We start from the raw sequence: 20278 nt of genomic DNA, 5'->3' as shown, positions 1-20278 counted from the left end.
CCCCTAGCCCACCCTGCGCAGGAAATCGCGGGTGCGCGCATCCCGCGGCGCGTCGAAGATCTGCGCCGGCGGTCCCTGCTCGACGATCCGCCCGCCTTCCATGAAGATCACCCGGTCGGCGATCTCGCGGGCGAATTGCATCTCGTGGGTGACGATCAGCATGGTCTGGCGCTCCTGCGCGACACGGCGCATCAGGTCGAGCACCTCGCCCACCCATTCGGGGTCGAGCGCCGAGGTCGGCTCGTCGAACAGCATCAGCTCGGCGTCGAGCGCCATCGCCCGGCCGATGCCGACCCGCTGCTGCTGACCGCCCGAGAGCGCCGCCGGGTAGCTGCCGGCCTTTTCCGCAAGCCCGATCTCGCGCAGGATCGCATCGGCGCGGGCCTCGGCCTCGGCGCGGGGTTTCTTCTGCACCGTCACCAGCGCCTCGGTGATGTTCTGCCGCGCGGTCTTGTTGGCAAACAGCGCGTAGTTCTGGAACACGAAGGCGGTGCGGCGGCGCAGCGCGAGGATCTCGGCCTTGCTGGCCCCGCCCGCATCCACCGTCATGTCGCCCACGCGGATCGTGCCCGCCTCGGGCCGGTCGAGGAAATTGAGGCAGCGCAGCAGCGTCGACTTGCCGGTGCCCGAGGGGCCGATGATGACGATCCGCTCGCCCGGCGCGATCGACAGGTCGATCCCGGCGAGCACCTTCGCCCCGCCGAAGCTCTTGGTCAGTCCGGTGATCTCGATCATCGCGCGAAGGCCTTTCCGAGACGGGTTTCGACACCGCGCTGCACAAGCGACAGCGCCTCGACGATGATCCAGTAGAGCACCGCCACCACGAGGAACGCCTCGAAATAGAGGAACGAGCCCGCGGCCTCCTTCTGGGTCGCGCCCATCATCTCGGTGACGCCGAGCGTGAAGGCCAGGGAGGTGCCCTTGATCATGTCGATGAAGTAATTGACCAGCGTGGGCGCGGCGACGCGCGCCGCCTGCGGCAACACGATCCGGGCCATCATCTGGCCCTGGGTCATGCCCACCGCCTGGCTCGCCTCCCACTGGCTGCGGTCGACGCCCAGGATCGCGGCGCGGATGCTTTCGGCCATGTAGGCCGAGAAATGCAGCGTCAGCCCCATGATCGCGGCGGTGACGCCGTTGATCTGCGACAGCGCCGAGACCACCTGCGGCAGCCCGTAATAGAACAGGAACAGCTGCACCAAGAGCGGCGTGCCGCGGAAAAAGCTGATGAACAGCTTCACGAAGCTGTCGAGCACGGGGATCTTCACCACCCGCTCCACCGCCATCAAGGAGGCCAGCACCAGCGCCAGCACCATGGCGGCGGCCGCCATGGCGAGCGTCAAAGGCACGTAGCCCAGAAGAACGGGCACCAGACCCAGCATGTAGTCGATGTCGAGCGCCCGCATGGTGTCACTCCACCGCGGTGATGTCGGCGTCGAACCATTTCTGCGAGATCTCGGCCAGCGTGCCGTCTTCGCGCAGGTCGTTCAGCGCCGCGTCGACCCGGTCGCGCAGCGCGCGGCCCGCCTCGTCGTCACGGAACGGCAGCGCGTTGCGGATCTCCGAAAACGGCTGACCGGCAAGCGCCAGCGGCAGCGGGCTTTCCTTGATCACCTGCGCCGAGGAGACGCGGTCCATCACGAAGGCATCGACCCGGCCCAGCGCGGTGTCCTGCTCGATGTTGCTTTCATAGGTGCGGATGTCGATCTCGTCGGCATAGGGCAGCTCGTTGAGAAGCTGCTCGAAATTGGAGCCGAGATTGACCGCGACCGAACGGCCCTTGAGGCTTTCGGGGCCGGTGATCTCGTCCTCGTTGCCGGCCTTCACCACGACCTGCGCGCCGTCGAAGACATAAGGCTGCGTGAAGGCGAACTTCTCCTCGCGCTCGGGCGTGATGGTGATCTGGTTGGCGATGGTGTCGATGCGGTTCGAATCCAGCGCGCCGATCAGCCCCGAGAAGGACATGGTGACGTATTCGACCTCAAGCCCGGTCTCCTCGGCCACCGCGTCCATCACGTCGACCTCGAAGCCCTGCAGCACGTCCTGCTCGACGAAGGTGAAGGGGAAATAGCCGCCCGACATGCCGACCCGCAGCGTGCCCTCGCTCTCGGACTGGGCGGCGGCCATGGAGGCAAGCGACGTGGCGGCGGCGGCGAAGGCGATCTGTTTCAGCATGGGGCGTCCTTTCGGTTGGAACGGCGGAGGTAATGCGCCGGATGGGGAAGGATCAATAAGTTCGCGCAATAAGAACCGGGCGTTCGCCCCGGGGCCACGCCTTCGAAACATTGTCTTGTCCGCCCGGCCATCTGCGGAACGCTGTCCGGCGCCGTCGGGATCCCGGCGGGGTGCCGATTGTCGGGCCGGGGGGGCTCTGGTATCGGTGGCGGGCCGACCCGGCGCGCATGGCAGGCAAAGGATGCGACATGGCCCTGATCGACGACCCGCAGCGCATGGCCGACCGGCTCAGGGCCCTGGCCGAACTGGAACAGCGGCTGTCGTTCCGGATCAGCCGGCTGTCGAAGCTGCTCGACACCCATGCCGCGCGGCAGCTGGCGGTGCATGGCACCGGGCTCACCTCCTACCGCATCCTGATGGTGCTCGGCATCTTTCATGAAACCACGGCGGCGGATCTGAGCCGGTTGATGGTGATCGACCGGGCCCAGATCAGCCGCTCCGTGTCGGACCTGCTGGGTCAGGGCCTGCTGGAGCAGCGCCCCGACGGCGCCAATCGCCGCCGCAAGCTTCTGCGGCTCACGGCGGCGGGCGAAGCGGCGCTGGGCACGTTCGAGCCGGGGCTGCTGGAGCGGCAGAAGGTGTTCGAGGAGCTGCTCGACGAGGACGAGCTGCGCGGGCTCAACGCGGCGGTGGACAAGATCACCCGCCACCTCGCCGAGACGCTGGAGACGCCCGACGCCGCGCCCGTCTCGGGGCGGACGGCGGGCGGAGCACCCCGCTAGACCGTCCCCACGCGGACCTGCCCGCCTGCCGTCTCGACCGGCACCGCGATCAGCGCGCAGCCTTCGCCGAAGCCCTCGACCCCCTGCCCCGTCGCGGCGTCGAACCCCGCCGCGTGGTTGGAGCAGCGCAGGCGGCGCCCGTCCTCCGACAGTATTTGCCCGCCGCGCCAGTCGAGCGGCAGATGCTGGTGCGGGCAGGCGTTGAAATAGCCGAACAGCCCGGCGGGCGTCCGCACCAGAAGCAGCGGAAAGCCCCCGATCTCGACCCCGAGCGTGCCGGGCCCCGCCAGCGCGTCGGCGGCGCAGACCGGGGTGCCGGGAGCGGGCGCGCGCGGCAGGTCGCGCCAGTCGCGCGCGCCCACCGATCAGGCCCCGGCCTTGAGCACGCCGCGCTGGATCTGGTCGGCCTCGATCGATTCGAACAGCGCCTTGAAGTTGCCTTCGCCAAAGCCGTCATCGCCCTTGCGCTGGATGAACTCGAAGAAGATCGGCCCGATCACCGTCTTGGAGAAGATCTGCAGCAGGATGCGGGTGTGGCCGCCATCGACCACGCCTTCGCCGTCGATCAGGATGCCGTGTGTCTTGAGCTTCTCGATCGGCTCCTCGTGGCCGGTCACCCGGTCGTGGCTCATGTCGTAATAGGTCGCGGGCGGCGGCGGCATGAACGCGATGCCCTTCTCGGAAATCCGATCGGTCGCGGCATAGATGTCCTCGGTGCCGACGGCGATGTGCTGGATGCCCTCGCCCTTGTATTCGCGCAGGTATTCCTCGATCTGGCTGTTCTCGTCGGCGCTCTCATTGATCGGGATGCGGATCTTGCCGTCGGGCGAGGTCAGCGCCCGGCTGGTCAGGCCGGTCTGCTTGCCCTTGATGTCGAAGAAGCGGATCTCGCGGAAATTGAACGCCTTGGCGTAGAAATCATACCAGGTCGACATGTTGCCGCGCTCGACGTTGTGGGTCAGGTGGTCGAGATAGTAGAACCCCGCCCCCTCGGGCTTGGGATCGGCCTCGCCCAGCCAGTCGAACTCCGCCTCGTAGCACGAGCCGTCCTCGCCATAGGTGTCGACGAAGTACAAAAGCGAGCCGCCGATGCCGATCACGGCGGGCACGTCGAGCGATTTGCCCGGGCCGGTATATTCCTCGGCGCCGTAATCGAGCGCGCATTTCAGCGCGTGCTGCGCATCGACCACGCGCCACGCCATGGCGGGGGCGCAGGGGCCGTGATCCTCGACGAAGCGCGCGGCGTGGCTGCCCGGCTCGCGGTTGACGAGGTAGTTGATGTTGCCCTGCCGATAGAGCGAGACGTCCTTGGACTTGTGCCGCGCGACCTCGACATAGCCCATGCTTTCGAACAGCGCCTCGAGCTTGCCGGGTTCGGGATGCGCGAATTCGACGAACTCGAAGCCGTCGGTCCCGGCCTTGTTCAGCGCGTCGATCTTGGCTTTCGGCGCATCATGCGGAAACGGTCCCATGTGGTCCTCCTCGATATGCGCATGGGTTGCGTGCCCCACCATGCTGTCAAGGAATCGCCCGGCCCGCGGGGTGACGGGCCTCGCGCCGTCACGCCGGAGAAGTAGCGCCATGAATGGTGCGTCGTCAACATGACCGATGCGGCGGCACGCTAACCTTTCGCGGCGTCTCGCGCACGGCCCCGCGCCCGTGGCCAGACACCCAGCCCGGCGATCTCGTAGCCTTGCGGATAGCCCCGGCGGGGCCGCGCGGAGATCAGGCGGGGGCGACGGCGGCGCGGCAACAGGCGCAGCGCATGGGCCCGCAGCCGCATCGCGCCGATGACGCCCCGCCGCAGCCAGCCGGGCGGCGGCGCAAAGCCCATCGCGTCGAGCAGCGGCGCATCCATCAGCGACAGCGCCACGGGCCGCCCGAGGCCGAACAGCCATCTCGGCAGGTAGAACCCCAAGAGCAGGTCGAGCGTCGCCTTCCCCACCGCGCGGTTGCTCGGGGCAAAGCGCATGTGCTGTCGTTCATAGGCGGCGCTCATCGCGGCAAAGCCCGCCAGATCGTCTGGAATCTCCGCGATCCCCATGCGCGCGCCAAGGCCGCGATAGTAATTGGTCCATGCCACCTTTTCATGCGCCGTCATCGGACGCCGTCCGAACCGGTCGAGCCAGCGGATCGGCTCCAGCACGAAACTGCCCAGCACGTAGAGCATGTCGTCATTGGCGATGCGGTAGCAGTCATGCATCTCGTTGATCCGCCCGATCGCGGCACGGCCAAACGCGCTGTCGAGCCCGTTCTCCATCGGCGCGGACAGCAAAAGCTCGGTGTCGTCGTAGCGCTTTTCGGCCCGGCGCTCGAATTCGCCGGTGCGGGCCAGAAGCCCCGAGATCGACGGGATGGCATAGGTGCGGAACAGCGCGAATTCGAGCGCGCGTTCGATGTCCCACGCAAAGGCACAAGTGGTCAGCAAACAGGCGATTTCTTCGAAATCATCCTGCGCCGACAGCTCCGGGATGCGGTCTTCCGGGCAAGAAGGGCTGGGCATGGGCGCTCTCCCGCGCGTTCCGGCGGGCATGGCCGCGCGCGTTCCCCGTCATTCTAGGCTGCCCCCGGCAGGGCGACAACGGGGGCCATCCCTGTTCCCGGCATGGCCCCGCAGACCGGCCCGCACCCCCGGACGGGGATGCGGGCAAGGGATCAGTTCGAAATGACCCGGACGATGACCTCGTCGAGCGCCTCGGTGCAGGCCGCCTCGTCGCCGGCCTTGGCCATCTCGCGCGCCTCTTGCAGCGCGGTGCGGGCGTCGATGACGTTCTCTCCGGCATTGCCCGCCTCTTCGGCCTCCTCGATCGCGGCGGCCTCTTCGACCTCCTCCTGAACGGGAACTACCGGTTCTTCGTCATCGGACTCGGGTGCGGTGCCGGTGGCGGCGTCGTCCGAAACGGCGCCGGTGCCCTGCACCGCCTGCGCCTCGCGCGCGCCGGCCACGGCCTGGCCGCTCGACGAGGCCGAAATCGCCTGCTCGGCAGCAAGATCGAGCAACCGCTCGAAATCGCCGATCCGCCCGGCGCAGTCATGCGCGAGCGCAGGCCCCGCGAGCAGGGTCGCGGCGGTGGCCGCCGCCAGTGTCGATTTGAACTTCATCACGATGGCTTTCCCTTCAGCTGCGCAGTTGGTCGGCGATCGGAAGCCGACGGATGCGTTTCTTGGTGGCCGCGAAGACCGCGTTGGTGATCGCGGGCACGACGGGCGGCAGCCCCGGCTCGCCGACGCCGCCGAGCGGACGGTCATAGGCCGCATCGTCACCCACGAGATGCACGTCGATCCGCTTGGGCGCGCGGTCCATGCGCGGGATCAGGTAGCTGTCGAAATTGCCCTGCTGCGCCCGGCCTTCGGCAAAGTTCACCTCGGTCATCAGCGCCTGCCCGACGCCCATGATCACCGCGCCCTCCATCTGGCTGCGGATGCGATCGGGGTTCACATGCGCGCCGCAGTCGATCGCGATCGACACGCGCGGCACCATCACCTCGCCATCGACCACCTCGACCTCGGCGGCCACCGCGACATAGGAGACGAAGCTGTAATGCCCGGCGATGCCGAGGCCCCGCCCCTCGGGCATCTCGCGGCCCCATTCGATGCCGTCGGCGGCCGCCTCGACCACCGCCGCCATGCGGCCGGTGTCGACCGGGTAGACATCGGGGTTCTCGCCGTAGTTCCACACGTCGCCCTGGTTGGTCGGGTCGATCTGGCGCGCGGGCCCGATCAGCTCCAGCAGGTAATCCTTCTGGTCGCGCCCGGCCGCATTGGCCAGTTCGGCGGCAAAGGACTGGATCGCGAAGGCGTGCGGGATGTTCGACACCGCGCGGTACCAGCCGATCCGCACATGGGCCTGCGCCTGCGGGTTCTCGGCACGGATGTTCTCGATCGCCAGCGGCATGTTGAGAAGCCCCATCCCGAGCTCGAAGGGCAGCTTCTGCGCCGGGTCCGGCGCGAAGATCGACCCGATGGTCGGCGCCGCGGTGCGGTGCCGCCATGCGATCGTCTTGCCATCCGCGTCGAGACCGGCGGTCATCTTCTCGACCGAGACGGTGTGGTAGTAGCCGTGGCGGATATCGTCCTCGCGCGACCAGGTGAGCTTTACCGGCGCGCCGTCCATCGCCTGGCTGAGGATGCCCGCCTCGAGCACGAAATCGGGCTTGGACTTGCGCCCGAAGCCGCCACCGAGCAGCGTCACGTTGACCTTGACCGCGTCCTCGGACAGCCCGAGCCGTTCGGCCAGCCGCAGGCGCGTCACCTGCGGCGCCTGCACGCAGGCCCAGGCCTCGGCCTTGCCGTCCTTGATCTCGACCACCGCCGCGGGCGGCTCCATCGGCGCCTGCGCAAGATGCGGGATGTAGTATTCCGCCTCGACGGTCTGCGCGGCGCCCGCCGCCGCCGCGTCGTAATCGCCCTCGTCGCGGATCACCTTGCCGCCATCCGAGTTCGCCGCCTGCGACAGGCTTTCGCGGTAGGCTTCGCTGTCATACTCGGCGTTGGGGCCGTCTTCCCATTCGATCTGGAGCGCATCGCGCCCTTTCATCGCGAGATAGGTGTTCTTCGCGATCACCGCGACGCCACCCAAGGGCGCGAATTCGGTCGGGAACTCCGCCGGGTCGATCTGCACCACCTTCTCGACGCCGTCGATAGCAAGCGCCGCGCTGTCATCGAGCGAGGCCACCTTGCCGCCATAGACCGGCGGGCGCGCGACCACGGCATAGAGCATCCCCTCGCGCCGCACGTCGATCCCGTAGGTCGTGTTGCCGGTGGTGATGTCCATGTTGTCGACGAGACCGATCGAATTCTTGCCGATATAGCGGAACTCGGACGGGTCCTTGAGGGTCAGGCTGTCGCGCGCCGGCACCTCGAGATCCATCGCGGCGGCGGCCAGTTCGCCATAGCCCAGCGATTTGCCCGAGCCCGCATGGCTCACCTTGTGGCCGTCGGCCTTCACTTCCGCGACGTCGACGCCCCACTGCGCGGCGGCGGCCTGCTCCAGCATGGTGCGCGCGGCCGCACCGGCGCGGCGCAGCGGCATGAAATGATGCCGCAGGCTGCGCGAGCCGTCGGTGTCCTGGTTGCCGTATTTCTCTTCGTCGCCGGGCGCCTGGGTGACGCGGACATTGTCCCATTCGGCGCCCAGCTCGTCGGCGACGACCATGGCGATCGAGGTGCGCACGCCCTGCCCCATTTCCTGCCGGTGGCAGGTCACGGTGACGGTGCCGTCCTCGGCGATGGCGATGAAGATCTTCGGGTCGTCGCGCCAGCCATTGGGCATGGCGTCGCGACCGAACTCCGGCTCTTCTTCCTGCGCCCGGCCCGGACGCGGCAGGCCCACGGCGAGCACGAAGGCGCCCGCGCCCATGCCGCCCAGAAGACCGCGGCGGCTGACATTGGTGATCGAGGAATTGCGCATCACTGGGCCTCCGCTTCCTTGGTGCCGGACTTCGCGGCCGCGGCCTGCTTCACCGCCGCGCGGATCCGCGGATAGGTGCCGCAACGGCACAGGTTCGCGCTCATCACCGCGTCGATGTCTTCATCGGTGACGGTGTCGTACTGGTCGACGAGGGCGGCGGCCTGCATGACCTGCCCGGCCTGACAATAACCGCATTGCGCGACGTTGAGATCGCGCCATGCCTCCTGCACCGGGTGGTCGCCGTTCTCGGACAGCCCCTCGATGGTGGTGATCTTCGCGCCTTCGAGCACGCCCACCGGCGTCACGCAGGCAAAGGACGGCGCGCCGTCGATATGCACGGTGCAGGCGCCGCAGGCGGCGATGCCGCAGCCGAACTTGGTGCCCGTCAGGCCCATCTCGTCGCGCAGGACCCACAGCAGGGGCGTGTCCTGATCGCCGTCGAACTGGCGCTCCTCGCCATTGATGACTAGCTTGACCATCCCGGTGTTCTCCTTTGTCACAGGTCCCGGTCCGGCGCGCGGCCGACCGCGTGTCATTGCCCGCGACAACTGGTCCGCGGATCGGGTCCGTCCAGTCACAATGGAATATTTTCGTCACTTGACGCAGGGTTGCCCGAACGGCGACACGGAACCTGCGGCGCCTCGCGGGAATTGGGACCAGCGGTGGTGCGCCAATGGCGGGCGCCGCGGATCAGGCAATTCCGGCCGAGAGGACCCACCATGAGACTGTTCACCGCCCTTGCAACCACGACCACGCTGCTCACCGCCCCGGCTTTCGCCCAAGCGATGGAAGCCGATGTCGCCAATGGCGAATCCGAATTCGCGCGCCAATGCGTGAGCTGCCACGTCATCGCCGACGAGTCGGGCGAAGTGCTTGCCGGGCGCGCCGGGCGCATCGGCCCGAACCTGCACGGGGTGATCGGCCGCCAGCCCGGCGCGGTCGAGGATTTCCGCTACAGCGATGCGATCGTCGCCTATGGCGAACTGGCCCCGGCAGATGACAAGACCGGCGCCGCGCCGCAGGGCGACGATTTCGACACCGTGGTCTGGGGCAAGGACAACACCATCGCCTATCTCGAGGATCCGACCGCGTTCCTGCGCGACGCGCTCGACGATCCGCGCGCCCGTTCCAAGATGGCCTACAAGGTGCGCGATGCGCAGGCGGCGGTCGACATCCAGGCCTATCTCGCGACCTTCAGCCCCGATTTCGAGCTTCCGGGCGCCGCCATGGAAGGCGACGCGGCAATGGAAGACGAGGCCATGGACGAAGAGGCCGGCAGCGCCAACTGACCCGGTCCGGGCCGCGGCATCGACCGCGGCCCCTTCCTGCCGGGCCCCGGCATCCCGCGGGGGCGCGCCCCCGCCCGCCTCGAAAGGGATCGCAGAATGCTCGACAACCCCGCGCCACATAGCCACGACGATCACGGCGCGGCAGCGCCGCTTCCGTGCCTCGCCGCCGCCGAGGTCGCGCCGGAACTGGCCGCGCTGGCGCCACGCGGCGGCGTTCTGGCCATGCTCACCGGCATCGACGGCGCCTTCTACCGCCCGCTCGGGGCGGTGATGAGCTTTCCCGACGGCGCCGACCCGGTCGGGCGGCTGTCCTCGGGCTGCATCGAGGGCGATCTCGCCATCCATGCCGCCGAAACGCGCGCCTCGGGCCAGCCGCGCCGCCTGCGCTATGGCCGGGGCTCGCCCTTCGTGGACATCCGGCTGCCCTGCGGCAGCGGCATCGACGTGACGCTGGTGCGCGTGCCCGGCGGCGACGGGATCGCCCCGGTGCTGGACGACATCGCCGGTCGCCGCGCCACGGTGCTGGCCCTGCCCGGCCTGCCGCCGCTGGCGATCCGCCCCGATCCGAAGATGGCGGTGTTCGGCACCGGCCCCGAAGCCGATTGTTTCGCCCGGCTCGCGGAGGCGGCGGGCTATCCGGTCGCCCGGCCCGACCGAGCCAATGCCGCCGATATCGACGCCGAGACGGCGGTGGTGCTGTTCTTTCACGATCACGAGCGCGAGCCAGAGATCCTGAACACGGCGCTGCGCAGCCCCGCCTTCTGGATCGGCGCGCAGGGCAGCCGCACCGCGCAGGCCGCGCGGCTCGACCTGTTGCGCGCCGGGGGCTGGGACGAAGCGGCGCTGTCGCGGCTGCGCGGGCCGATCGGACTCATCAAGGGCACCCGCGATCCAAAGGTGCTTGCCGTGTCGGTTCTGGCCGATATCGTCGCGGCGTCGGTGGCGCCGCGCCCCGCGACGGGCTGATCCGCGCGCGCCTCGCATCCACGTGCATGGCCGGGGCCGCGAAACCTGCTATTTCAGAGGGCGGGCCGGTCTTTCGCGCGGCATCCGGCGCCCCGTGACGGCACCCGCGACAGCTTTGGGAGGAAGAGCCGATGCGATTTCTGCAGCGGGGGCTTGCAGGGCTGTTCCTGATGGCCCTGACGGCGGCCCTGCTCGGGCAGGCAGGGCGTCAGCTCTATCTCGCCGTCACCGACGCCATGTCGTCCGAGCCGCGCGGTTTCACCCGCGAGGAGCGCGCCCAGATCGTCGAGACGCTTCCTTTCCTTCCGCGCGAGGTCGTCCCGGTGATGACCGCCTACGGCGAATTGCGGGCGGTGCGGCGGCTGGCGCTGCGCGCGCCGCTGGGCGGCATCGTGGCCGAAACCGGCGCGACCATGATCGAGGGCGGCGCTGTCGCGGCGGGTGAGACGCTGCTCGTCATCGACCCGGTGGAACCGCAGGCGGCGCTGGAGCGCGCCGAGGCCGATCTGTCCGAGGCCGAGGCCGCGGAGCGCGACGCCGCGCGGGCGCTGGACCTGGCGCGCGACACGCTGGCGCAGGCAAAGGCGCAGGCGGCGCTGCGCGAGGCGGCGCTGACGCGGCAGCGCGATCTCGAAAGCCGCGGCATCGCCACCGCCTCGGATCTCGAAACCGCCGGTCTCGCGGCGTCCTCGGCGGCAAGCGCGGTGCTGTCGGCGCGCGAGGCGGTGCGCGCCGCCGAGGCGCGGATCGACCAGACCGCGACCGCGCGCCGCCGCGCCTCGATCGCCCGCGACGAAGCCCGGCGGCTGCGCGACAGCACGGTGCTCCAGGCCCCGTTCGACGGCGTTCTGGCGGGGGTGTCGGCGCGCGAAGGCGCGCGGGTCACCGCCAATGAACAGGTCGCCGAGCTGATAGACCCGGCGCGGCTCGAACTGGCGCTGCGGCTGTCGACCACGCAATATGCCCGGCTCGCCGCCGGTGATGACAGCCCTGTCGGCGCGCCTTTGTCGGTGATGCTCGACACCGGTCCCGGCACGCTCCGGGTGCCGGGGCGGATCGTGCGCGAAGGCGCCGCGGTGGCCGAAGGGCAGACCGGGCGCCTGCTCTTCGCCCGGCTCGACGCGGCGCCGCAGCTGCGCCCGGGCGATTTCGTCACCGTCGAGATCGAGGAGCCGCCGCTCACCGGCGTGGCCCGGCTTCCGGCGACGGCGCTGGGCGCGGATGGCACGGTGCTGGTGCTGCGCGAGGGGCAATTGCGGGCGGTGCCGGTGGCGCTCTTGCGAAGGCAGGGCCACGAGGTGCTGCTGCGCGCGGAGGGGCTCGATGGCGCCGAGGTGGTCGCGACCCGCACGCCGCTTCTGGGCGATGGCGTCAAGGCGAGGTCGGCCTCGGACGCGCCGGACGCCGCGCCGCCCGCTGGCCGCGACGGCGCACAGGCAAGCGGACGCGGCGCGGCGGAGACACGGGAAACCGAGGAAATGATCGCGCTCGACGCCGCGCGGCGGGCGCGGCTGCGCAGCTTTCTGCGCGATGACGCGGCGCTGCCGGAGGCCCGGCGCGCCGCGCTGCTCGACCAGATCGAAGCCGAACGTGTACCGGCGGCGCTGGTGGCACGGCTGGAACAGAGGATGGGCGGCTGATGGCCGGGGGCGCGGGTCCGGCGGGCGGCATCCTGTCCTATTTCACCCGTCACCCGACCGCGGCGAACCTCGTTCTGGCGCTGATGATCGTGGCGGGCGTGCTCGCCTTTCCGAACATGCGGGCGCAGTATTTCCCCGACATCGTGATCGACCGGATTTCGGTTTCGGCGCAATGGGAGGGCGCGGGCGCGGAGGATGTCGACACCGGCATCGTGCAGGTGCTGGAGCCGGCGCTGCGCGCGGTCGACGGCGTCACCGGCTCGGAGGCCACGGCGGCGGAGGGACGCGCCTCGGTCAGCCTCGATTTCGCGCCCGGCCATGACATGGACCGCGCCGAAAAGGACGTCGCCGCGGCCATCGACGGCGTCACCGGCCTGCCCGACGGGGTCGAGACGCCCGACTTGCGCCGCGCGAGCTGGAGCGACCGGGTCACCGATCTGGTGCTGACCGGCCCGGTGCCGCTCGACCGGCTCGGGCGGATCGCGGATGAAACCGTGGCGCAGCTGTTCGCGGCGGGGGTGACGCAGGCCACGGTGCAGGGCTTTGCCGCGCCGCAGACGCTGGTCGAGGTGCCGACCCTGTCGTTGATCCGCCACGACCTTTCGCTGTCGCAGATCGCCGCCGCTGTGGCGCGCGAGGCGCGCGCCGATCCGGCGGGCGAGGTGTCGGGCGCCGCGCGGCTGCGCACCGGCCAACCGGCCCGCGACCCCGAGGAAATCGCCGCCATCGTGCTGCGCCAAGAGGCCGATGGCGGCAGCCTGCGACTGGGCGAGGTGGCGGCGATCCGTCCGCTCGGGCCGGAGCGCGACCGCGCCTATTTCGTCGGCGACGACGCCGCGCTGCTGATCCGGGTCGACCGCTCGGCGGCGGGCGATGCGATCGGGTTGCAGCGCGAGGTCGAAACGGTGGCGCGCGAAATGCGCGCGGGCCTGCCCGAGGGCGTCACCTTGCAGCTTACCAACAGCCAGGCCGAGCGGATCTCGGGGCGCCTCGCGCTGCTGCTCGACAACGGGCTGACCGGGCTGGCGCTGGTGCTGGCGCTGTTGTTTTTGTTTCTCAACGCGCGCACGGCGATCTGGGTGGCGCTGGGCCTGCCGGTGTCGATGTTCGCGGCGCTGGCGCTGATGCAGGCCTTTGGCCTGACGCTCAACATGATCTCGCTCTTTGCACTGATCCTGACGCTCGGCATCGTGGTCGACGACGCCATCGTGGTGGGCGAACACGCCGACTGGCGCGCGCGGCGCCTTGGCGAAGATCCCGCCACCGCCGCCGAACGCGCGGCGCGGCGGATGTTCCTGCCGGTGTTCTGCGCGACGCTGACCACGATCATCGCATTCTGGGGGCTGGTGCTGATCGGCGGGCGGTTCGGCGACCTGATCCGCGACATCCCCGTCACCGTCATCCTCGTGCTGGCCGCAAGCCTCGTCGAATGCTTCGTCGTGCTGCCGAACCACTTGTCGCACGCGGCGGCGGGGGCCGCGCGGCGGCGCTGGTACGACTGGCCCTCGCGGCAGGTGGATCGCGGCTTTCGGCTCATCCGCGAGCGCGGCTTCCGGCCCCTGATGACCTTCGCGATCCGCGCCCGCTACGCGGTCGTCGCGGGCGCGATCCTCGCGCTGTCGAGCCAGGTGGCGCTGGTGGTTTCGGGCGATGTGCAATGGCGGTTCTTCTCCGCGCCCGAGCGCGGCTCGGTCACCGGCAATTTCGCGATGCTGCCGAGTGCGACGCGCGCCGACGGCATGGCGCAGCTGCGCGAGATGCAGCGCGCCGCCGATGCCGTCGCCGCGCGGATCGAGGCCGAGACCGGCGTGAACCCGGTGTCGAGCGTGCTGGGCCAGATCGGCGGCAATGCCGGGCGCGGCCTGTCGGGCATCGAGGACCGGGAGCCGTGGCAGATCGGCGGGCTGTCGGTCGAGCTGATCGAGGCGGACCTGCGCCCGGTCTCCAGCGGCGAATTTCTCGCCGCGCTGCAATCCGAGATCGTCACCCTGCCCTCGGCCGAAACCATCAGCTTTCGCAGCTGGGGGTCCGGCCCCGGCGGCGACGCCATCGACATCCAGCTGTCGGGGGCTCAGGCTGAAACGCTCAAGCGCGCCGCCGAGGCGCTGAAGGCAAGGCTCGCGACCTACCCGGAGGTTTCGGGGCTCGAGGATTCGCTGCCTTGGGACAAGGAAGAGATCGGGCTGACGCTCACCGCGCGCGGGCGGGCGCTTGGTTTCGACATCGATGCGCTGGGGGCCGAGCTGCGCGACCGGCTGGGCGGCATCGAAGCGGCGAGCTACCCGGTGGGCGCGCGGGAGGCGACGATCCGGGTCGAGCTGCCCGAGGACGAGATCGCCGCCGATTTTCTCGACCGGACCCTGCTGCGCAGCGCCGCGGGCGACTGGCTGCCGCTGGCCGACATCGTCACGGTCGAACGGCGCGACGGCTTCTCGACGCTCCGACGCGAGAACGGCGTGCTGCTGGTGTCGGTGAATGGCGGGCTCGATGATGCGGACCCCGACCGCGCGACGGCGGTCATGACCGCGATCGAGGACGAGATCCTGCCCGGCATCGAGGCCCGCTTCGGCGTCCAGACGGCGCTGTCGGGGCTGAGCGAGCAGGAGGACGAATTCCTCGGCGATGCGCAGGTCGCGCTGATCCTGTGCCTGACGGGGATCTATCTCGTGCTGGCCTGGATCTTCGGCAGCTGGAGCCGGCCTCTCGTCGTCATGTCGATCGTGCCCTTCGGCCTGGTCGGGGCGATCTGGGGCCATGCGTGGTGGGGCATCCCGCTGTCGATGTTCTCGGTGGTCGGGCTGATCGGCATGGTGGGGATCGTCATCAACGACTCCATCGTCCTGGTCACCACGATCGACGAACATGCCCGCGACCGCGGTCTCGTGCCGTCGGTGATCGACGGCACCTGCGAACGGCTGCGCCCGGTGTTTCTCACCACCGCGACCACGGTGCTGGGGCTGAGCCCGCTGCTCTATGAAGGCTCGGCGCAGGCGCAATTTCTCAAGCCGACGGTGGTGACGCTGGTCTACGGTCTCGGCTTCGGCTTCGTGCTGGTGCTGTTCGTGGTGCCGGCGCTGGTGGTGATCGGTGCCGATATCGGGCGCATGATCCGGTCGGCGCGGCGGCTGCTGCGCCGGGGGCTGTGGGCCGGGTGGCTCGGCGCGGGGCTTTGTGCCGCGCTGTTCGCGGTGCTGCTCGGGCCCCCGCTGATCGGCGCGGCGCCGGTCGTGGCGGGGCTGCCCGGCGGCTTCTGGGGCGCCCTGCCCGTCTATGCCGGGCTGACCGGAGCCGGGCTGGCGGCGCTGTTCGTCCTTGCCGCCATGCGCCGGGGCGCGGCAAGGCGGAGCTAGGCCGCGCCGGGTCGCGATCACGACAAGGCGATCATTTCCCGGCTTGAACGTTTCAAATCATGAACTATACCGTTCGGTTCAGTTTTCAGGAGATGACAGCGTGGCGAACGACACCGACGATTCGGCGCGGGGTGAGATGCTTCTCACCCTCATGCTGCTCTATTGCGCGCTGCATGAGCGTCTCGCCTGCCCCCTGGCCGACCTGTCGAACCAGGAGCGTATTCTGCTGCTCAAGCTCGGCGCACCGTGCCGCATGGGGCATCTCGCCCGCGAGATGCAGGCCCTGCCATCGAGCGTCACGGCGCTGGCCGACGGGCTGGAGGCGCGCGGCATGGTCGCGCGGCGCCGCGACCCCGAGGACCGGCGCGCCTGGTTGCTCGAACTCGCGCCTGCCGGCCGCGCCGCGCGGCGCGAGATGATCGAGCAGCTCGACCGGGTCTCGCGCGAGGTCACCGGCCTCGACGAGACCGAACTCGACACGCTGGGCATGCTGCTTCTCAAGAGCCGCGACCACATCAGGGCCACCGGCCTGCCGAAGGAATTTTCGCTATGATCCGCATTCTTCTCACCGCCCTGACCGTCGCGCTCGGCGCGGGGCAGGCTGTCGCACAGGACGCGCCCCGTCCGGTCAAGCTGGTGACGGTGTCGCCCGAGACCGGCGGGCTCAGCCGCCAGTTCTTTGGCCGCATCGCCGCGCGCCAGACCGTCGATCTCGCCTTCCAGGTTGGCGGACAGATCGTCGAGTACCCGGTGCTCGAAGGCGAAACCGTCGCCGATGGCGGCCTTGTCGCCGCACTCGACCCCGAGCCGTTCGAGCTGGCCCATGAGCAGGCCAAGCTGCGCAAGGATCAGGCCGATCGCGACCTGGAGCGGCTGAGCCAGCTCAGCCGCTCCACGGTGAGCGAGGCGGCGCTGCAGGACGCACGCACCGCCGCGTCGCTGGCGCAGGTGGAGCTGCGCGACGCCGAGCGGGCGCGCGAAAAGGCGCGTCTTCAGGCGCCGTTCGAGGCGCTTCTGGCCGAACGGCTCGTGGCCAATTTCACCACTGTCGCGGCGGGCACGCCGGTCGCGCGGTTGCACGACATGTCCGAGCTTCAGGTCGAGATCGAAGTGCCCGAGATCCTGTTCCAGCGCGCCGGGCGCGACCCCGACATGGCGCTCAGCGCCCGGTTTCCCGGCGGAAGCGACAGCTATCCGCTGAGCCTCGCCGAGGTCACCTCGCAATCCACCGCCGTGGGCCAGACCTTCCGCCTGACGCTCTCCTTCGACGCCGCCGCGGCACCGCAGGTGCTTCCGGGCTCCTCCGTCACGGTGACGGCAAAGCTCGCGGGCGGGGCGGCCGGGCTGCCGGTGCCGACGACCGCGCTGGTTCCCGCCGCCGATGGCAGCGTGTCGGTCATGCTGTTTCAGGAGGATGAAAACGGCGCGCGCGTCATCGCCCACCCGGTCGAGGTCGAACCGGGCGCGGATGGCGGTTTCGTCGTCACCGACGGTCTTTCGGGCGGCGAGGAAATCGTCGCCGCGGGGGCGTCCCGGCTCGAAGACGGCGAGGCGGTGCGCCGCTTCACCGGCTTTCCGCAATAGGAGGGGACGGCATGAACATCGCACGCGCCTCGATCGAGAAACCGATCCTGACATGGCTTCTGATCCTCGGCTGCCTTCTGGGCGGGCTGTGGGGCTTTGCCACGCTGGGTCGTCTCGAAGACCCCGCCTTCACCATCAAGGCCGCCGTGATCTCCACCGGCTATCCCGGCGCCTCGGCCGAACAGGTCGCGCGCGAGGTGTCCGAGCCGCTCGAATCCGCGATCCAGAAGATGGGCGAGGTCGACCGCATCACCTCGGTCAACCAGCCGGGCCGGTCGCTGATCGAGGTCGAGATGAAATCGACCTATGACAGCACCGAGCTGCCCGGCATCTGGACCAAGCTGCGCGCGCGGGTGCGCGACGCGGCGCGCGACCTGCCACCCGGCACGCGCGAGCCCTTGGTCAATGACAGCTTCGGCGACGTGTTCGGCCTGTACTACGCCGTCACCGCGCCGGGTTTCGAGGATGCCGAGATCCATCGTCTCGCCACCTATCTGCGGCGCGAGCTTCTGGCGGTGGACGGCGTGGCCGATGTCGATCTCGCCGGGCTGCCCGAGGAGGCGATCTTCGTGGAGCCGGAGCTGGCGCTCACGGTGGCGCAGAACCTGCCGATACAGGCGGTGGTCGGCGCGATTTCCGAGGCCGACGAGGTCGTGCCCGCGGGCTCGATCGAGGCCCAGGGCCAGCGCACCGTGATCGAGGCGCCCGAAGGCTCGGACAGCGTGTCGGACATCTCCGGCCTGTCGGTCGGCGTCGGCGGCGAGGTGCTCAACCTCTACGACGTGGCGCGGGTGCAGCGCGGCCGGGTCGAGCAGCCGTCGCTGATCGTGCGCCATGACGGCACGGAGGCCTTCACTTTCGGCGTCGCGGGGCTGTCGACCGAGAACATCGTCGAGGTCGGCAAGCGGGTCGATGCGCGGCTCGCGACGCTGTTCGCCGACATGCCGTCTGGCGTCGAACTGAACCCGATCTACCAGCAGCACGAGGTGGTCGAGGAGGCGTCGAACGCCTTTCTCGTCAACCTCGCCATGTCGGTCGGCATCGTGGTGGCGGTGCTGGCGCTGTTCATGGGCTGGCGCGCCTCGGTGGTGGTCGGCGCGACCTTGCTGCTGACCGTGGTCGGCACGCTGTTCTTCATGGCGATCTTCGCGATCGAGATGGAACGCATCTCGCTCGGCGCGCTGATCATCGCGATGGGCATGCTGGTCGACAACGCCATCGTCGTGGCCGAGGGCATGCAGATCGCGATGCTGGGCGGCAAATCCTCGCGCGAGGCGGCGACCGAGACCGCAGGCAAGACACAGATCCCGCTTCTGGGGGCGACGGTGATCGGCATCATGGCCTTTGCCGGCATCGGGCTGAGCCCGGACGCCACGGGCGAATTCATGTTCTCGCTCTTTGCCGTGATCGGCATTTCGCTGCTGCTGAGCTGGGTGCTGGCGATCACGGTGACGCCGCTGCTGGGGCATTACTTCTTCAAGCGCGGCGCGGCGGGCGGCGCGGGCGCCTATGACGGCGCGCTGTTCCGGGCCTATGCCGCGACCTTGCGCGGTGCGCTGCGCGCGCGCTGGCTGGTGGTGGCGGCGCTGGTGGGGATCACCGTGGTCTGCTTTGCCGGCTTCGGACAGGTCCGGCAGCAGTTCTTCCCCAATTCCAACACGCCGCTGTTCTTCGTGCATTACAAGCTGCCGCAGGGCAGCACCGTGCAGGAGACCGCGCGCGATCTCGCGCGGGTCGAGGACTGGCTTTCGGCGCGCGACGAGGTCGTCTCCTACACGACCTATGCCGGCGGCGGCGCGACCCGCTTCATGCTCACCTACTCGGCCGAGAAGCCGAACCCGAGCTACGGGCACATGATCATCCGCACCGAGGGCATCGAGGAAATCCCGGCGCTGGCCGCCGCGCTCGAGGAATTCGGCCGCGAGGCGCTGCCCGCGGGCGAGTTCCGCACCCGGCGGCTGGTCTTCGGGCCGGGCGGCGGCGACCCGATCGAAATGCGCGTCTCGGGCCCCGACCCGGAAGTGCTGCGCGAGATCGGCGACCGGGTGATCGAGGTGATGGAAGGCGCTTCGCCCGACATCCTCGACGCGCGCACCAACTGGCGCGAGCCCGAACTGGTGATCCGGCCCGACTATGCCACCGAGCGCGCCCAGAGCGCCGGGGTCGACCGCGACGACGTGGCCACCGCGCTGCGCTTTGCCACCGACGGCATCGCGGGCGGACTCTACCGCGAAGGCGAGAGGCTGATCCCGATCGTGGTGCGCCAGCCGCGCGACGCCGGGACCGGGTTGCGCGATCAACCGGTCTGGTCCGAAACCGGGCAGCATTTCCTGCCGATCGAGCAGGTGATCGACGAGCTGGGCCACGAGGTGCGCAACACGCTGGTGCATCGCCGCGACCGGGTGCCCACGCTCACCGTCGGCGCCGACATCCCGCCCGAACGCACCGCGGCGGAGGTGTTCGTGCAGGTGCGCGACGCGGTCGAGGCCGTCGAGGTGCCGCCGGGCTATTCGCTCGACTGGGGCGGCGAGTTCGAGAACTCCGCCGAGGCGCAGGAAAGCCTCGGGCAACAGCTGCCGCTGTCGCTTCTGGTGATGGTGCTGATCTCGGTGCTGCTGTTCAACGCGGTGCGCCAGCCGGTGATCATCTGGCTGCTGGTGCCGATGTCGGTCAACGGCGTGGCGCTGGGGCTCTTGGGCACCGGGCTGCCCTTCACCTTCACGGCGCTTCTGGGCCTGTTGTCGCTGTCGGGCATGCTGATCAAGAACGGCATCGTTCTGGTCGAGGAGATCGACCTCGTCCGGGCCGAGGGCGTGGCGCTGCGCGAGGCGATCGTCACCGCCAGCGTGTCGCGCCTGCGGCCCGTGGTGCTGGCGGCGGCGACGACGATCCTCGGGATGCTGCCGCTTCTGGGGGATGCGTTCTTCGTGTCGATGGCGGTCACGATCATGGGCGGCCTGGCCTTTGCCAGCGTGCTGACCCTGATCGCGGCGCCGGTGTTCTACGACCTGTTCTTCTCGCGCGGCGAACGCCGGGCGCGGGAAGCGGCCCTCGCCGCCCCGGCATGAGGCGGCGCCCCGGC

17 protein-coding genes are annotated in these 20278 nt (G+C 69.7%); 8 read left to right on the top strand and 9 right to left on the bottom strand.

The features are described 5' to 3' along the window. Positions 1–3 precede the first annotated feature (3 nt). The 3 genes from LOKHON_RS12600 to LOKHON_RS12590 are packed head-to-tail and all read right to left on the bottom strand — an operon-like array spanning position 4 to position 2175. A complete protein-coding gene (locus LOKHON_RS12600) occupies positions 4–735 on the bottom strand; it encodes an amino acid ABC transporter ATP-binding protein (RefSeq protein WP_017927024.1) in 732 nt (243 codons plus the stop codon). Further along, positions 732–1406, bottom strand: coding sequence for an amino acid ABC transporter permease (locus LOKHON_RS12595; RefSeq protein ID WP_017927023.1), 675 nt, complete (start codon positions 1404–1406; stop codon positions 732–734). The genes LOKHON_RS12600 and LOKHON_RS12595 overlap by 4 nt, the downstream gene beginning before the upstream one ends. Before the next feature lie 4 nt (positions 1407–1410). Continuing rightward, the gene (locus LOKHON_RS12590) at positions 1411–2175 is read right to left on the bottom strand and encodes an amino acid ABC transporter substrate-binding protein (RefSeq protein WP_017927022.1); all 765 of its coding nucleotides are present in this window, start codon (positions 2173–2175) and stop codon (positions 1411–1413) included. 248 nt (positions 2176–2423) lie between these two features. Between LOKHON_RS12590 and LOKHON_RS12585 the strand changes: the two genes are divergently transcribed. After that, on the top strand, positions 2424–2957 hold the full coding sequence (locus tag LOKHON_RS12585; RefSeq protein WP_017927021.1) for a MarR family winged helix-turn-helix transcriptional regulator: 534 nt from the start codon (positions 2424–2426) through the stop codon (positions 2955–2957). Here LOKHON_RS12585 and LOKHON_RS12580 read toward each other — a convergent pair. From LOKHON_RS12580 to LOKHON_RS12555, 6 genes are all read right to left on the bottom strand, one after another. Beyond that, positions 2954–3319 (bottom strand): Rieske (2Fe-2S) protein, encoded by a 366-nt coding sequence (locus tag LOKHON_RS12580; RefSeq protein WP_017927020.1) that lies wholly within the window; start codon positions 3317–3319, stop codon positions 2954–2956. The genes LOKHON_RS12585 and LOKHON_RS12580 overlap by 4 nt on opposite strands. Positions 3320–3322: 3 nt before the next feature. Next, positions 3323–4429: a 4-hydroxyphenylpyruvate dioxygenase gene (gene hppD, locus LOKHON_RS12575; protein WP_017927019.1), complete on the bottom strand. Its 1107-nt coding sequence runs from the start codon at positions 4427–4429 to the stop codon at positions 3323–3325. Positions 4430–4578: 149 nt separating this feature from the next. Beyond that, positions 4579–5460, bottom strand: coding sequence for an oxygenase MpaB family protein (locus LOKHON_RS12570; protein ID WP_017927018.1), 882 nt, complete (start codon positions 5458–5460; stop codon positions 4579–4581). 152 nt (positions 5461–5612) lie between these two features. Next, positions 5613–6062: a hypothetical protein gene (locus tag LOKHON_RS12565; protein WP_162561804.1), complete on the bottom strand. Its 450-nt coding sequence runs from the start codon at positions 6060–6062 to the stop codon at positions 5613–5615. 13 nt (positions 6063–6075) lie between these two features. Beyond that, positions 6076–8367, bottom strand: a complete 2292-nt coding sequence (locus LOKHON_RS12560) for a xanthine dehydrogenase family protein molybdopterin-binding subunit (RefSeq protein ID WP_017927016.1) — start codon at positions 8365–8367, stop codon at positions 6076–6078. Further along, positions 8367–8846, bottom strand: coding sequence for a (2Fe-2S)-binding protein (locus LOKHON_RS12555; RefSeq protein ID WP_017927015.1), 480 nt, complete (start codon positions 8844–8846; stop codon positions 8367–8369). Before LOKHON_RS12555 ends, LOKHON_RS12560 begins: the two co-directional genes overlap by 1 nt. Before the next feature lie 240 nt (positions 8847–9086). On the opposite strand from LOKHON_RS12555, the gene LOKHON_RS12550 reads away from it, so the two are divergent. The 7 genes from LOKHON_RS12550 (at position 9087) to LOKHON_RS12520 (ending at position 20264) form a co-directional block, all read left to right on the top strand. Further along, positions 9087–9656 (top strand): c-type cytochrome, encoded by a 570-nt coding sequence (locus tag LOKHON_RS12550; protein WP_017927014.1) that lies wholly within the window; start codon positions 9087–9089, stop codon positions 9654–9656. A 96-nt stretch (positions 9657–9752) separates the two neighbouring features. Further along, on the top strand, positions 9753–10622 hold the full coding sequence (locus LOKHON_RS12545; RefSeq protein WP_017927013.1) for an XdhC family protein: 870 nt from the start codon (positions 9753–9755) through the stop codon (positions 10620–10622). Positions 10623–10753: 131 nt separating this feature from the next. Further along, positions 10754–12262, top strand: coding sequence for an efflux RND transporter periplasmic adaptor subunit (locus tag LOKHON_RS12540; protein WP_017927012.1), 1509 nt, complete (start codon positions 10754–10756; stop codon positions 12260–12262). After that, on the top strand, positions 12262–15612 hold the full coding sequence (locus tag LOKHON_RS12535) for an efflux RND transporter permease subunit (protein ID WP_017927011.1): 3351 nt from the start codon (positions 12262–12264) through the stop codon (positions 15610–15612). Before LOKHON_RS12540 ends, LOKHON_RS12535 begins: the two co-directional genes overlap by 1 nt. Positions 15613–15712: 100 nt before the next feature. Further along, on the top strand, positions 15713–16165 hold the full coding sequence (locus LOKHON_RS12530) for a MarR family winged helix-turn-helix transcriptional regulator (protein WP_017927010.1): 453 nt from the start codon (positions 15713–15715) through the stop codon (positions 16163–16165). Beyond that, complete coding sequence (locus tag LOKHON_RS12525) at positions 16162–17196, top strand: efflux RND transporter periplasmic adaptor subunit (protein ID WP_017927009.1); 1035 nt, start codon at positions 16162–16164, stop codon at positions 17194–17196. The genes LOKHON_RS12530 and LOKHON_RS12525 overlap by 4 nt, the downstream gene beginning before the upstream one ends. 11 nt (positions 17197–17207) lie before the next feature. Next, positions 17208–20264 carry an efflux RND transporter permease subunit gene (locus LOKHON_RS12520; protein ID WP_017927008.1) on the top strand — a complete coding sequence of 1019 codons (3057 nt, stop codon included), beginning with the start codon at positions 17208–17210 and terminating at the stop codon, positions 20262–20264. The last annotated feature ends 14 nt before the right edge of the window (positions 20265–20278 follow it).

It is taken from the genome of Limimaricola hongkongensis DSM 17492 (assembly GCF_000600975.2).
Lineage (GTDB): Bacteria > Pseudomonadota > Alphaproteobacteria > Rhodobacterales > Rhodobacteraceae > Limimaricola > Limimaricola hongkongensis.
This window is presented reverse-complemented; position numbering and strand designations above follow the sequence as displayed.

Bases quoted from the DNA above. Each gene is read 5' to 3' on its own strand.
- hppD (WP_017927019.1), bottom strand. From the start codon at position 4,429: ATGGGACCGTTTCCGCATGATGCGCCGAAAGCCAAGATCGACGCGCTG.
- LOKHON_RS12560 (WP_017927016.1), bottom strand. From the start codon at position 8,367: ATGCGCAATTCCTCGATCACCAATGTCAGCCGCCGCGGTCTTCTGGGC.
- LOKHON_RS12545 (WP_017927013.1), top strand. From the start codon at position 9,753: ATGCTCGACAACCCCGCGCCACATAGCCACGACGATCACGGCGCGGCA.
- LOKHON_RS12590 (WP_017927022.1), bottom strand. From the start codon at position 2,175: ATGCTGAAACAGATCGCCTTCGCCGCCGCCGCCACGTCGCTTGCCTCC.
- LOKHON_RS12555 (WP_017927015.1), bottom strand. From the start codon at position 8,846: ATGGTCAAGCTAGTCATCAATGGCGAGGAGCGCCAGTTCGACGGCGAT.
- LOKHON_RS12585 (WP_017927021.1), top strand. From the start codon at position 2,424: ATGGCCCTGATCGACGACCCGCAGCGCATGGCCGACCGGCTCAGGGCC.
- LOKHON_RS12550 (WP_017927014.1), top strand. From the start codon at position 9,087: ATGAGACTGTTCACCGCCCTTGCAACCACGACCACGCTGCTCACCGCC.
- LOKHON_RS12525 (WP_017927009.1), top strand. From the start codon at position 16,162: ATGATCCGCATTCTTCTCACCGCCCTGACCGTCGCGCTCGGCGCGGGG.
- LOKHON_RS12595 (WP_017927023.1), bottom strand. From the start codon at position 1,406: ATGCGGGCGCTCGACATCGACTACATGCTGGGTCTGGTGCCCGTTCTT.
- LOKHON_RS12535 (WP_017927011.1), top strand. From the start codon at position 12,262: ATGGCCGGGGGCGCGGGTCCGGCGGGCGGCATCCTGTCCTATTTCACC.
- LOKHON_RS12600 (WP_017927024.1), bottom strand. From the start codon at position 735: ATGATCGAGATCACCGGACTGACCAAGAGCTTCGGCGGGGCGAAGGTG.
- LOKHON_RS12520 (WP_017927008.1), top strand. From the start codon at position 17,208: ATGAACATCGCACGCGCCTCGATCGAGAAACCGATCCTGACATGGCTT.
- LOKHON_RS12540 (WP_017927012.1), top strand. From the start codon at position 10,754: ATGCGATTTCTGCAGCGGGGGCTTGCAGGGCTGTTCCTGATGGCCCTG.
- LOKHON_RS12570 (WP_017927018.1), bottom strand. From the start codon at position 5,460: ATGCCCAGCCCTTCTTGCCCGGAAGACCGCATCCCGGAGCTGTCGGCG.